The organism is Streptomyces albofaciens JCM 4342, from assembly GCF_008634025.1.
Classification (GTDB): Bacteria; Actinomycetota; Actinomycetes; order Streptomycetales; family Streptomycetaceae; genus Streptomyces; species Streptomyces albofaciens.
On the sequence record NZ_PDCM01000001.1, the window covers coordinates 625,337 to 637,966 of the forward strand.

The 12,630-nt window shown below is 72.4% G+C and carries 9 protein-coding genes; 4 read left to right on the forward strand and 5 right to left on the reverse strand.

Annotated features, from left to right (window positions below; all coding sequences use genetic code 11):
- Window positions 1–57: 57 nt before the first annotated feature.
- On the forward strand, window positions 58–714 hold the full coding sequence (locus CP973_RS02960; RefSeq protein WP_150237316.1) for a TetR/AcrR family transcriptional regulator: 657 nt from the start codon (window positions 58–60) through the stop codon (window positions 712–714).
- Between the two features lie 43 nt (window positions 715–757).
- On the opposite strand, the gene CP973_RS02965 is transcribed toward CP973_RS02960, so the two are convergent.
- A complete protein-coding gene (locus CP973_RS02965; RefSeq protein WP_244409251.1) occupies window positions 758–1,765 on the reverse strand; it encodes a MaoC/PaaZ C-terminal domain-containing protein in 1,008 nt (335 codons plus the stop codon).
- 433 nt (window positions 1,766–2,198) lie between these two features.
- Between CP973_RS02965 and CP973_RS02970 the strand changes: the two genes are divergently transcribed.
- A complete protein-coding gene (locus CP973_RS02970) occupies window positions 2,199–4,319 on the forward strand; it encodes an AMP-dependent synthetase/ligase (RefSeq protein ID WP_150237318.1) in 2,121 nt (706 codons plus the stop codon).
- A 125-nt stretch (window positions 4,320–4,444) separates the two neighbouring features.
- Here the strand turns inward: CP973_RS02970 and CP973_RS02975 are convergent, their stop codons facing one another.
- The 3 genes from CP973_RS02975 to CP973_RS02985 form a co-directional block, all read right to left on the reverse strand.
- Window positions 4,445–5,698: a lipase family protein gene (locus tag CP973_RS02975; protein WP_150237320.1), complete on the reverse strand. Its 1,254-nt coding sequence runs from the start codon at window positions 5,696–5,698 to the stop codon at window positions 4,445–4,447.
- Between the two features lie 52 nt (window positions 5,699–5,750).
- Window positions 5,751–7,058 (reverse strand): AraC family transcriptional regulator, encoded by a 1,308-nt coding sequence (locus CP973_RS02980; protein WP_150237322.1) that lies wholly within the window; start codon window positions 7,056–7,058, stop codon window positions 5,751–5,753.
- A gap of 252 nt (window positions 7,059–7,310) precedes the next feature.
- Entirely contained in the window at window positions 7,311–7,514 is a 204-nt protein-coding gene (locus CP973_RS02985; protein ID WP_030667277.1) for a cold-shock protein, read from the reverse strand.
- A 260-nt stretch (window positions 7,515–7,774) separates the two neighbouring features.
- Between CP973_RS02985 and CP973_RS02990 the strand changes: the two genes are divergently transcribed.
- On the forward strand, window positions 7,775–8,674 hold the full coding sequence (locus CP973_RS02990) for a menaquinone biosynthetic enzyme MqnA/MqnD family protein (RefSeq protein WP_150237324.1): 900 nt from the start codon (window positions 7,775–7,777) through the stop codon (window positions 8,672–8,674).
- A gap of 570 nt (window positions 8,675–9,244) precedes the next feature.
- On the opposite strand, the gene CP973_RS02995 is transcribed toward CP973_RS02990, so the two are convergent.
- Window positions 9,245–10,567, reverse strand: coding sequence for an alpha/beta hydrolase (locus CP973_RS02995; RefSeq protein WP_150237326.1), 1,323 nt, complete (start codon window positions 10,565–10,567; stop codon window positions 9,245–9,247).
- Window positions 10,568–10,735: 168 nt separating this feature from the next.
- Here CP973_RS02995 and CP973_RS03000 point away from each other — a divergent pair, with 168 nt between their 5' ends.
- Window positions 10,736–12,622, forward strand: a complete 1,887-nt coding sequence (locus CP973_RS03000; protein ID WP_150237328.1) for a serine/threonine-protein kinase — start codon at window positions 10,736–10,738, stop codon at window positions 12,620–12,622.
- The last annotated feature ends 8 nt before the right edge of the window (window positions 12,623–12,630 follow it).

Genomic DNA, 12,630 nt, shown 5'->3' on the forward strand with positions numbered 1-12,630 from the left:
GGTGGGAAAACGTAAACTTACTTGGGGGTAAAGGGGCGGGACAGAAGGGCAATTGGTGTGGGAGCTGTGAAGAGCAAACGGATGCCACGGGCCGTACGGGAGCAGCAGATGCTCGACGCGGCCGTGCTGACCTTCGCGCGGCGCGGGTACCGGGCGGCCTCGATGGACGAGATCGCCGAGGTGGCCGGGGTGTCCAAACCGCTGGTCTATCTGTACCTGAACTCCAAGGAGGAGCTGTTCAGCGCCGTCATCCGGCGGGAGGCGACAGCCCTCGCGGAGGCCGTACGGGCGGCGGTGGAACCGGGGGCGTCCGCCGACCGGCAGCTGTGGAGTGGGCTGAAAGGATTCTTCGCGCACACGGCCGAGCATCCGGACGGCTGGACGGTGCTCCACCAGCAGGCCCGTACGCAGGGCGAGCCGTTCGCGGTCGAAGTCGCCGCGCTGCGCGCCGAGATCATCGAGTTCGTCACCGCGATGATCGGGGCGGCGGCCCAGGAGGCGGGCTGCGCCCGCGAACCGGCCGCCCGCGAAGTGTCCGGCCTGGCGCACGCCCTGGTGGGCGCCGCCGAATCGCTGGCCGACTGGGCCAACTCCGCGAGCCCGGGCGCGGGGGAGCGCCCGTCGGCCAAGGACACCGCGGCGACGCTGATGAACTTCGCGTGGGCCGGGCTGGGGCGGCTGATGGCCGGGGAGCGGTGGTCGCCGGGGAGGTGAGGCCGGCGGGGGGGGGCTTGTCAGGAAGCCGGGGCCGCCGCCCTCACACGTCCGTCTCCACCCTCCCCTCCAGGTGGACACGGGACCGCCCGTCCGGGCCGCCGCGCAGTTGGAAGCTGCCGCCCGTACGCGTGGTCTCGTAGGCGTACGTGACGGTGGCGGGCAGCAGCACCGGGGCGCGGAACTCCGCCGAGATGCGCAGTGTCGGCGTGCCCGGCAGCACCGCCTCGGCGGCGCAGCGCGCGAAGGTCCACATGCCGTGCGCGATGGCGCGCGGGAAGCCGAGCGGGCGGGCCGTGAGGGCGTGGAGGTGGATCGGGTTGTAGTCGCCGGAGACGGCGGCATGGCGTCGGCCGAGGTCCGCGGGCAGCCGCCACTGGGCCCGGACGGGCAGTTCGCGGGGGACGGGGGAGCGGCGGGCGCCGGAGAGGGGCGCTCCGGAACCGGTACCTCGCGGTTCCTCGCCCCCGTCCGTCCGGTGCCGCGCCAGGTATGTGCTGCGGTCGTGCCACACCAGCGCGCCCCCGCGGCGCGCCTCGGTCGTCATGACGACTTCGGTGCCGCGCCGGTGCGCCCGCAACGTGCCCGCGAACACGGTGAGTTCGAGCGTGTCGGTCGGGTGCAGCGGCGTGTACTGGGTGATCTCGATGCCGGTGTGCACCAGCCCGAGCATCGGCAGCGGGAAGTCCCGGGCGCTCATCAGCCGTGCGGCCAGCGGGAATCCGAGGATGTGCGGGTAGGTGACGGGCAGCGGCTCGGTCGCGTCGTAGCCGCAGACCCGCGCGTACGAGGCTGCGCGGCCGAGGCCGATCCGTACGGCGGGCAGTACGAGGCGGGTGCGCGGCAGCGCGGCGTCCGGGCGCGGGTGCTTGCCGATCCCGGTCAGGACGCCCTTGGCCAGCGCGGGCAGCAGCCGCGGCGGGCGGGACCGGGCGGTCGCGGTGTCGGCGGGAGCGCTCGCGGGGGCGCCGGTGGGAGTGCCGGAGGGAGTGCTGCTCGGAGTGCCGTTCGGAACGCTGCCCGGATTGCCTCCCGGCACCTCGCCCGGCATCAGGCACCCGGCCGGTGCGGTGCGCGGCGGGCGAGGGGGCGCCGCGGGGCCGGATCGGGGGACGGAAGGCGGTGCTCGGGCATTGGCCAACTCCTGGTCCTCGCGTAAATTTACTTCGAAGTAAGGTTACTGTCGGGTCAGGTGATGGTCGAGAGTGCGGACGCAAGGCGCCGCGCTGTCCATGGCCCTGAACGGGCCTGCTCCTGTGGCCCGTCGGGGTCCGCCGCCGCCGGCCGCCTCCGTGCGCCGGCCGCCGCGCTCACCGCGGGACGAGGAGCCGCTCGTGTCCAGTCGGGGAATGTCCGGTCGGGAACGGCCCGGCCAGGAAATGTCCGGTCGGGGAAGGTCCGGTCGGGAACGGCCCGGCCAGGAAATGTCCGGTCGGGGAAGGTCCGGTCAGAAACGGTCCGGCCGGGAGAAGTCCGGTCGGGAAATGTCCGGCTGGGAGAAGTCCGGTCGGGAACTGCAACGCGGGCCCTCGGCGCCCGCTCTGGTGGAGCCGCACACACGGGTGCGGGGCGGGGTCGTACGGGAGGTGTCCGTACCGCCGCTGGCGCCGCCGGTGCGGACCGGTTCACTGGGAGACATCCCCTTCGACAACGCCGCGCAAGCGCCGGACGAGGTGGTTCTGGCGCGCAAGAAGGCGGGCCAGGGGGCCGGGGGCGCGTGGCGGGACGTGAGCGCCGCCGAGTTCGCCGGGGAAGTGCTCGCCGTGGCCAAGGGCCTGATCGCGCACGGGCTGCGGCCCGGCGACCGGCTGGCCGTCATGGCCCGTACGACCTACGAGTGGACGCTCGTGGACTTCGCCGCCTGGGCGGCCGGGCTGGTCACCGTACCGGTCTACCCGACCTCCTCCGCCCACCAGGCGCACTGGATCCTGCGCGACTCGGGCGCCGCGGCCTGTGTGGTGGAGAGTGTCGAGCAGACCCGGCTGATCAGCTCGGTCCGCTCCGGGCTGCCGGACCTCGCGCACCTGTGGCAGTTCGACACCGGCGCGATCGGGCAGATCGTCGCGGCGGGCCGCCGGCTGCCGAACGTGCTGGCGACCGAGCGGCGGGCGGCCACCGGCCCCGGCGACATCGCCACCCTCGTCTACACCTCCGGCACCACCGGCCGCCCCAAGGGCTGCGTGCTCACCCACGGCAACTTCTTCGCCGAGGTGGACAACGCGACCGAACTGCTGCACCCGGTCTTCAAGTCGGTCAGCAGCGAGCCCGCCTCGACGCTGCTCTTCCTGCCGCTGTCGCACGTCTTCGGGCGGATGGTCGCGGTCGGCTGCCTGCGCGCGCGGGTACGTCTCGGCCACGCGCCCAGCATCCGTACCGAGGACCTGCTCGCCGACCTGGCGACCTTCCGGCCGACGTTCCTGCTCGCGATCCCCTACGTCCTGGAGAAGGTCTACAACACCGGCCGCGCCACCGCCGAGAAGATGGGCCGGGCCGCCTCCTTCGACCGCGCGGCCCGCATCGCCCGGCGCTACGGGGAAGCCGTCGAGGCGAAGGAACACGGCACCGGCAGCGGCCCGGGCGCGGCGCTGAAGGCCGCCCGCCGGCTGTACGACCCGCTGGTCTACCGCCGTATCCGCGCCGCGCTCGGCGGCAGGGTCCGCTACGCGATCTGCGGCGGTTCCCCGCTCGGGCACCGGCTCGCGGCCTTCTACGCCGGCGCGGGCATCGAGATCTTCGAGGGCTACGGGCTGACCGAGACCACCGCGGCGGCCACCCTCACCCCGCCGCTCAGACCCCGTATCGGCACGGTGGGCTGGCCGCTGCCCGGCACCGCCGTACGGATAGCGGACGACGGCGAGGTGCTGCTGCGCGGCGCCCAGGTCTTCACCGGCTACTGGGACGCCGCGACCGGCGGGCCGGTGCCGTCGAGGAGTGGGAGCGGGAACGGGAAGGAGAACGGGAGCGGGAACGTGGCAGGTTCCGCGTTCGGGACCGGTCACGGCCACGGTTCCGGCCACGGCTACAACCACGGCCACAACCACGGCCACGGTCACGAACTCCCCGCGTACGAAGAGCACGGTTACGGGCAGAGTGACGGCGGCTGGCTGGCGACCGGCGACATCGGGGCGCTCGACGCCGACGGCTATCTGACCATCACCGGCCGCAAGAAGGAGCTGATCGTCACCTCCGGCGGCAAGAACGTCGCCCCGGCCCCGCTGGAGGACCGGCTGCGGGCACACCCGCTCGTCGGCCAGTGCATGGTCGTCGGCGACGGCCGTCCGTACATCACCGCGCTGATCACGCTGGAGGCCGACGGCCTGGCGCACTGGCGGATGATGAAGAAGAAGCAGCGGGTGCCGGTGGCGGAACTGGTCTCGGACGAGGTGCTGCTGGGCGACGTCCAGGACGCCGTGGACGACGCCAACAAGCTGGTGTCACGGGCCGAATCGATACGCCGCTTCACCGTGCTGCCGGTGGACTTCACCGAGGAGGCCGGTCACCTCACACCGTCCCTGAAGCTGCGGCGGGCCGCCATCGCGCGCGACTTCGCCAAGGAGATCGAGGAGTTGTACGTACGGGGAGGGAGTGAGGAGCCCGGGTCCTGATGTCACGTTAACTGACCCACCGGTAACGTGGTGGGGGCCGGGCCCGGCAAGCGGGAACCCCGTGTCACCTCTGTGGGGGAAGTGGCGCGGGGTTCCTTGTCGCGTATGTACGAACCGGGCGCGGATCAGCCGCAGTTGCCGTCCGCCGCCTTTCCGGCGAAGCGTTCCGCCAGCCAGTTGGCGGCCGGTACCGCGCCCGCTATCGCGCCGATGACATGCTCACCCAACGGGATCGTGGTCCACCGCACGTCGGCGCCCTTGGCGCACCAGTCCGCGCGCAACTGCTTGCCGACGCCGTACGGGATCAGCTCGTCGAGCGTGCCGTGATAGAGGAACACCGGCGCGTCCGGCCTGCGCGTACCGAGGTCCGACTCGTGCAGCCGCCGCTGCCAGTCGGCCTCGTCCAGCGGGTTCTTGACGGTCACGTCGGAGATCTTCTTGAAGAGGCCCGCGACGGTGTTGATCGCCACGCAGTTCCGCTTCATGAAGTCGACGTAGTGCCGTCCCTTGGCGTTGAGGTACTTCGCCAGGTCCAGTTCGGGGAAGGCGGTGTCCTGGCCGACCGCGGCCATCAGGATCAGGCCCGCGCCCACGTTGCCGTTGTTGAAGTCGGCGACCTTGAGCAGGTCCGCCGGGACCCCGCCGGTCGCGGTGCCCTTGACCTTCAGCTCGGGCGCGTACGTACCGTGCAGCTCGGCCGCCCAGCCCGACGCCTGGCCGCCCTGCGAATAGCCCATGATCCCGACCGGGGAGTCCGCGGTGACGCCCGCCCGCACGGCACCGGGCAGCCGCTGCGCGGCGCGGGCCGCGTCCAGTACGGCCTGACCCTCGGCCCGGCCGACGGTGTACGTGTGGTCGCCGGGCGTGCCCAGGCCCTCGTAGTCGGTCACGGCCACCGCCCAGCCGCGCGCCGTGAGCTGCTGGATGAGGTTGGCCTCGACGGTGGTGCCCTTGGGGAAGCCGGCCGAGGGCGCGCACGCGTCGGCGAGGCCGACCGTGCCGACGGCGTACGTGACCAGGGGGCGCGGCCCGGTGCGCCCGTCGTCCGGGACGATGACCGTGCCGGAGACGACGTTCGGGGTGCCCTTGGCGGTGGTCGACCGGTACTCCATGTGCCAGGCGCGGGTGCGGGTCGGCTGGCCGGGGAGGGGGTGGAAGGAGGTGGGGGAGTACTTCACGATGTCGCCGGGGCGTGTGGCCGCTTGTGTGGCCGCCGGGGCCGACTGGGAGGTGGGCTGGAGGGCGGACTTCGGAGCGGACTGCGGAGCGGCGGCGGCGTTCGTGAGGCCGAGCGTGAGGGTGAGCGCCGTGGCGGCGGTGACGGCGGTGGTGCGCAGCGCGCGGGACGCACGCCGGTCATGGGGGGTGTGGTGCACCATGCGGCTCTCCCAACGGTCCGGAGGACGGGATAGTTGGGGTGACCGTAGTGACTCACGGGTAAGTACGGCGCTGACCAGGACGCTCAGCTTTGCTGACCCGGGAGGGCAGGGGTGCCGGGCCGGCTTGGGTGTGTGGGAGGGCAGGGGCGTGTGGGAGGGCAGGGGTGTGGGGGTTGGCAGGGGTGTGCGGGAGGGCTTGGGGGCGTGGGTGCAGCCGGTACGCGCCGGGGGTGGTCCCCGTCCAGCGCCGGAACGCCCGGTGGAACGCGGTGTCCTCGGAGAAGCCCAGCCGCGCCGCCAGCGCGGCGATCGGCTCCCGGCCCGCCGCCAGCGCGCTGATCGCCGCGTCCCGGCGCACCGCGTCCTTCAGGCGCTGGTACGAGGTTCCCTCCGCCTGGAGCCGGCGGCGCAGCGTCGCCGGGCTCACCGCCAGCCGCGCCGCGACCTCGGCCGCCTCCGGCAGCCGCGCCGGGCCGGGGCTGCGCAGGGCCGGCGCGAGCGCGCGGCGCACCCGCTCGGTGAAGGTCGTGCCGTACTCCCGCCGGCTCAGCAGGTCGGCGGGTGCCCGCCGCAGCATCGCCGCCAGCGCGGCCTCGTCCTGTACGACCGGCGCGGCCAGCCAGCGGGCGTCGAAGACCGCCGCGGTGCGCGGTGCGCCGAAGCGGACCGCGCAGTCGAAAAGCAGCTCGTACTCGTGGGCGTGCGCGGGGGCCGGGTGGGTGAAGTGCACGTCGGACAGCGGAATGCGGCGGCCGATGAGCCAGCTGGACAGCCGGTGCCAGATGATCATCACGGACTCGGCGAGGAAGGTGCCCTCGGGGTACGGGCGCAGGTCGCTGCGGAGGGAGAATTCGGCGGGGTGGGGGTTGTCTCGGGTGCCTCGGTTGCCTCCAGTGCCTCCAGTGCCTCCGATGCCTCGGGTGGCTCGGGTGCCTCTGGTACCTGGGGTGTCCCAGGCGCTCTGGTCGTTCCCGCGGCCCCGGTCGGTGTCGGACGCGTCGCCGTCCCGGGACACCGTCACCGCCATCTCGGGCCCGCCGGGAAACAGCCCGTAGAACCGTACGGCCCGCTCCAGCGCCGTACCGAGATCCGGGCAGCCCACGCAGGCGAGGCCCATCATCGCGAACGTGCCCCGGCGGCTGGGCCGTGGCCCGAGGCCCAGGAACTCGTCGTCCGTGGCCCGCTGCAACTCGTTGACCAGCCGGGCGAACCGTTCCGCCGCCACCCGCGCCCGCTCGTCCCCGAGCAGCAACGGCGATATCCCCGCGGCCTGCAACAGCGGCACGGTGTCCAGCCCCGCCCGCCGCGCCCCGCCGAGGACGGCCCGCACATGGTGCACCGCGATGGTCGGCCCGGTCATGGCACAGCACGGTAGCCGCAGGGGGCGGAGAGGTCAGGAGGTCCGAACCGGAAGAATCCAGCCCGTCCGGCGTTTGAGGACAAGCGGGCCGGAGGCCGCGGCCGGTCCCGCCGATTCCGCGCGGGCGCACACCGTGAATCGGCCAAACCCGGCGGCGAGCGAAAAGGCAGGAGCCCCGTCCCCTTCCGAAAGGAAGAGGCGGGGCTCCTTGGGTACTGCTAAGTCGAACCGCGATCGGTCGGTCCGGGCAACTTAGGCCGGCGTGACGTTCTCCGCCTGCGGGCCCTTCGGGCCCTGCGTGACGTCGAAGGTCACCTGCTGGTTCTCCTCCAGGGAGCGGAAACCAGAGGCGTTGATCGCAGAGTAGTGAACGAAGACATCCGGGCCGCCGCCGTCCTGGGCGATGAAGCCGAAGCCCTTTTCAGCGTTGAACCACTTCACGGTTCCGGTAGCCATAAGCCCTCCTTGGGCCAAAGGGTTGCCCTGCTCCAGAACCTGCAAGAAGTCTGAAAACTACAAAAGCCTGCGGCGTCACATGCTCCGCAGGCTCTGTACTGCAAGGGAAACCAAACTGCAACTTGCGCTGAGCGTAGCACGGGGCGGTTGTAGGGCGGAAGAGCCAAAGATCACGTTTACCCGCGCGGAGGAGCGGTCCGAGAGGGGCCACAGGAGGCCCCGCCGCATCGTTCGACCCGTACCGGGTCTAGCCTCCGCATGTGGACAATTCAACCGTTGGAGACGCATCCGCAGGAGCCGCAGCCGACCACCGTCGCAGCCGGCCGCGGGTGGGCCACATCCAGTTCCTGAACTGCATGCCCCTGTACTGGGGCCTCGCTCGTACGGGCACGCTGCTCGACCTGGAGCTCACGAAGGACACCCCGGAAAGGCTCAGCGAACAGCTGGTGCGCGGCGATCTCGACATCGCCCCGGTCACCCTCGTGGAGTTCCTGCGGGCCGCCGACGACCTGGTCGCCTTCCCCGATCTGGCGGTCGGCTGCGACGGCCCGGTCATGTCCTGCGTGATCGTGTCGCAGAAGCCCCTGGAGGAGCTGGACGGGGCTCGGGTCGCGCTCGGCTCGACCTCCCGTACATCCGTACGCCTGGCCCAACTGCTGCTGGCCGAGAAGATCGGCGTCACTCCTGACTACTACACCTGCCCGCCCGACCTCGGCCTGATGATGCAGGAGGCGGAGGCCGCGGTCCTGATCGGGGACGCGGCGCTGCGCGCGAACCTGCACGACGCGCCCCGGCTCGGCCTCCAGGTGCACGATCTGGGACAGATGTGGAAGGACTGGACGGGCCTGCCGTTCGTTTTCGCCGTCTGGGCGACCCGGCGCGACTACCTGGAGCGTGAGCCGGTCGTCGTACGCAAGGTGCACGAGGCCTTCCTGGCCTCCCGCGACCTGTCGCTGGAGGAGGTCGGCAAGGTGGCCGAGCAGGCCGCGCGCTGGGAGGCCTTCGACGAACAGGTGCTGGAACGCTACTTCACGACGCTGGACTTCCGCTTCGGACCGGACCAGCTACGCGGCGTGACGGAATTCGCCCGCCGGACCGGAGAAACGACGGGCTATCCGGCGGACGTGCGGGTGGACCTCCTGGAGCACCCGAGGGCCTGAGGGCCCATTCCGGCGGCGAATTCCGTGAGTGCGCCAGATACGGGTGCGTCAGGTGCGTCGGGTATGGGTATGCGGTCGGCATATCGACGCGACGACATATCGACCCCATAGAGGCGGCATACCGGAGGCGCGTGGAAGTCGTACGGGGGGCGTACGGAATCCGCATGGAATCCGCATGGAAGCCGCTAAGAAGTCGTGCGACGGGACGGTGGGAAGTGGCCCGGGTGGCCATCATGAAGTCGCCGGGCGGTCACCGGGAAGTCGCCGGGAAGCCGTGCGGAATTCACCGGGGCCGTCGAAAGGGCCGGAAAGGTCCGCGCGGAAACACTGGGAGCCCCGGAATCCCGGGGAGTCCCGAGGGGCCCTCGGGCAGGGTCCCGGGAAAGGGCCGACGATCCCGTACGGGCATCTCCTGGGCCGTAGAAGGCCCGCCGGGAAAGTCGGTAAAGCGTACGAATCGGTGGGTCGCGTCAATCGGCCGACCATGCGAACCGATAGGCCGTACGGCACGTTCCGCGGCACGTTCCGCGGCGCGCGCCAGTGTGTCGCGCCACGCCACGTCGCGTCACCTCAGGGTGCGGGCGTCGGGCCCGGTATCACCTTGCTGATCCATTCCATGGTTCCGTCGTCCATCCCCCGGACGTACCCCCTGGCGTTGTGGCCGCCGCCTTCGATCACCTGGAGGCGGGTCTTGATCGGCCCCTTGCCGTATTTCTTCATGAACGCTTCCAGCTTGGCCCGGCCGCCCTCCTTGGTGCCGATCTGGAAGGCGAGGTGCACGTCCGGCGCACCGGGGCGTGCGATCAGGCTCTTGGCCAGCTGCTCGGGGTCGTTGGCCCGCATCTCCTGCTCGTGGCCGCGCCACAGCGGCGAGTCCGGCCGGAGGTCGGGGCCGCTGGCGATCACGGCCTTGAAGCGGTCGGGGTGCTGGAGCACCTGCTTGAGGCCGACGAAGGCGCCGGACGACGAGCCCATGAAGGCCCAGCCGTCCCGCGAGGTGAAGGTGCGGAAGTTGGCCTTGACCAGGTCGGGGACGTCGTCGGACATCCAGGTGCCCATCTTCGGCTGCCCCGGGATGTCGCTGCCGTCGTAATAGTTCTTGTTGTCCGCGTTCAGGACCGGCATGACGACGATGAACGGCTTGCTCTTGCCCGACTTCGACCATTCGCTGATGCTGCTCTGTAGCTTCAGGTCGGTTCCCATCCAGTAGTTGACCGGGTAGCCGGGGCCGCCGGGCAGCGCGATGAGGACCGGGAAGGCGCTCTTGGCGTACTTCTCCTCGTAGTACTCCTTGGGGGCCCAGACCCAGACCTTGCCCGTGAAGCCGGACTTCTTGCCGTGCAGCGTGGTCACGCCGATCTTGGTGCCGTCGTCCAGCGTGTTCGCCGTCGTGAACTCCGCGCGCGGGCCGGAGGGCATCCGCACCCGGGGATCGGCCGTACCGGAGGGCCCGCCCTTTCCGGCGCCGCCCGAGGTGCCGCCGTCCGGGCCGGGCCGGTCGAAGGACATCGGGTCGCCGTTGTCGGAGAAGACGTCGAAGGCGTTCAGTACGGGGACGGCGGCCAGGCCGAGGACGACGACGGCCGCGCCGATCCACAGGAACCGCTTGCGCCGCCCGGCGCGGGTCCGCAGCCGCGGCCGGGTACGGCGGTCGGAGTGACCGGGGCGGTCGCGGTGGTCGCGGTGGTCGCGGCGGTCGGAACGGTCAGGGCCTTCGGGCCCCGGCCCGTGCTGGGCGGAACCGTACGGGGGCTGCTGCCCGGAGCCGTACTGGGGACCGTACGAGGGCTGCTGCCCGGAACCGTAGGAACCGTACGAGGGCGGCTCGGCGGAGCCGTACGGGGGCTGCTGCCCGGGACCGTACGGGGGCTGCTGCCCGGAATGGTGCGGCACGGAGGTACTCCGGTCGGTGCGCTGCCCCGCAGGACAAGTCGGACTGTTGCTGGCGTTCCACCTCTTTGGAGGCGAAAGGCGCTGTGCAGGTTCACCGGACCCGGCATGACCTGGGTCATAGGCTCATAGGCTGGTGGGCGATCCGGGCCGGCAGGGGGAGGCGGGGCGATGGAGCCGCTGGGGGCGGACGATCCGCGCGTCATCGGCGCGTACCGGCTGCTGGGCCGGCTCGGCGCCGGCGGCATGGGCCGGGTCTACCTGGGCCGCAGCGCGGGCGGCCGGACCGTCGCGGTGAAGTCCGTGCACGCGCGGCTCGCCGCCGACGAGCAGTTCCGGGCCCGCTTCCGGCGCGAGGTGGAGGCCGCGCGCCGGGTCGGCGGCGCCTGGACCGCGCCCGTACTGGACGCCGACCCGGACGCCCCCGTCCCCTGGGTGGCCACCGGTTACGTCGCCGGGCCCTCGCTCACCCGGGCCGTCGAGGACTTCGGCCCGCTGGACGAACCCGCGGTACGGACGCTGGGCGCCGGACTGGCCGCGGCGCTGACCGCCGTACACACCCACGGCCTGGTGCACCGCGACGTCAAGCCGTCCAACGTCATGCTCACCCTCGACGGCCCGCTGCTGATCGACTTCGGTATCGCCCGCGCCATGGACGGCGGCGGCGCGCTCACCGCCACCGGCGTCTCGGTCGGCTCGCCCGGCTACATGGCGCCCGAGCAGATCCTCGGCCGCGACGTCACCGGCGCCTGCGACGTGTTCTCGCTCGGCGCGGTACTGGCCTACGCGGCCACCGGCGCCGGCCCGTTCACCGCGGACAGCTCGGCGGCCCTGCTCTACAAGGTCGTCCACGAGGACCCCGACCTCGGCCCCGCCCTCACCGGTGAACTGCGCGAGGTGACCGCGGCCTGCCTGGCGAAGCGCGCCGAGGACCGGCCCGAGCCGGGGGAGATCGCGCGACGGCTGGGCCCGGCGTCAGAGGAGGGCGGCGCCCCGGGGCGCGGCGGCTGGCTGCCGGCGCCGGTGGTTGAACGGGTGGGGCGGCAGGTGGTGGAGCTGCTGGATCTGGATGCGGGCGCCGGTGAGGCGGCGGGGGGCTTCGGGCCGCCGGACCCCTCGTACGGGGAGTCTGCCCCCTCGTACGGCGCGTCGGTCCCGTCGTACGGGGCGCCGGACCGCGCGTACGGGTCATCGGACCGCGCGTACGGCGACTCCGTTGCCCCCGCACAGAGCGCGCCCGAGGCGCCCTCCCACGGCGCGCCCTCCGGCCTCGTCCCCTTCGATGCCGCGGCCGACGCCCCGGCCCCCACTCCGACCACCACCTCGGCGCCCCAGCCCCACTCCCAGCCCCACTCCCAACGCCACTCCCAGTCCCAGCCCCACCCCCACCCCTCCTGGCCGACGGCCGGTGCCCCCACGCAGCCGCCGGTGCCACCGTCACCACCGCCGCCGCCCTCCGCCCCCAAGGAGCGCCGCCTCACCTTCACCGGCTCCCTCGGCGACGGTGCCGGCAGGCCCGGCCGTCGCAGGCTGAGCTGCACACTCGTGCTCTCCGTGGCCGGTGCGCTGGCCGCGGCGACGACCGCCGCGTTCGTCTTCCAGCTGCTGCCGTGGCAGGGCGGTGACGCGGGCGGCAAGGACGCGGCCGCGAAGCCGCCCGGCAGTGGGCAGTCCACGGCGCCCGGGGACGCCCGGCCCGACGCGTCGGCCGTCGCCAGGCCGTTCCTCGGCACCTGGACCGGCACGGTCATCACCCGTCACAACCTCCCCAACGGCACCATCACCAGCACCATCACCCCCGGCACCAAGGGCGACTACGTCGTCCACACCACGTACGACTTCCTGATCGCCCGGTGCGAGGCCAAGGCGAAGCTGGTATCCGCCACCGCCACCACGCTGACCCTCAAGGAGCGCACGGACGGCAAGCCTGGACCCGGCTGTACGGGGGCCGAGGCGGCCGTCACGTACACGCTCGGCAAGGACGGCACGCTCGCCTTCGCCTCCGACGACGAGGCGGGCGGCCGCCCCCACGCGTCCCTGAAGAAGGCCGGGGGCTGACACCCGCG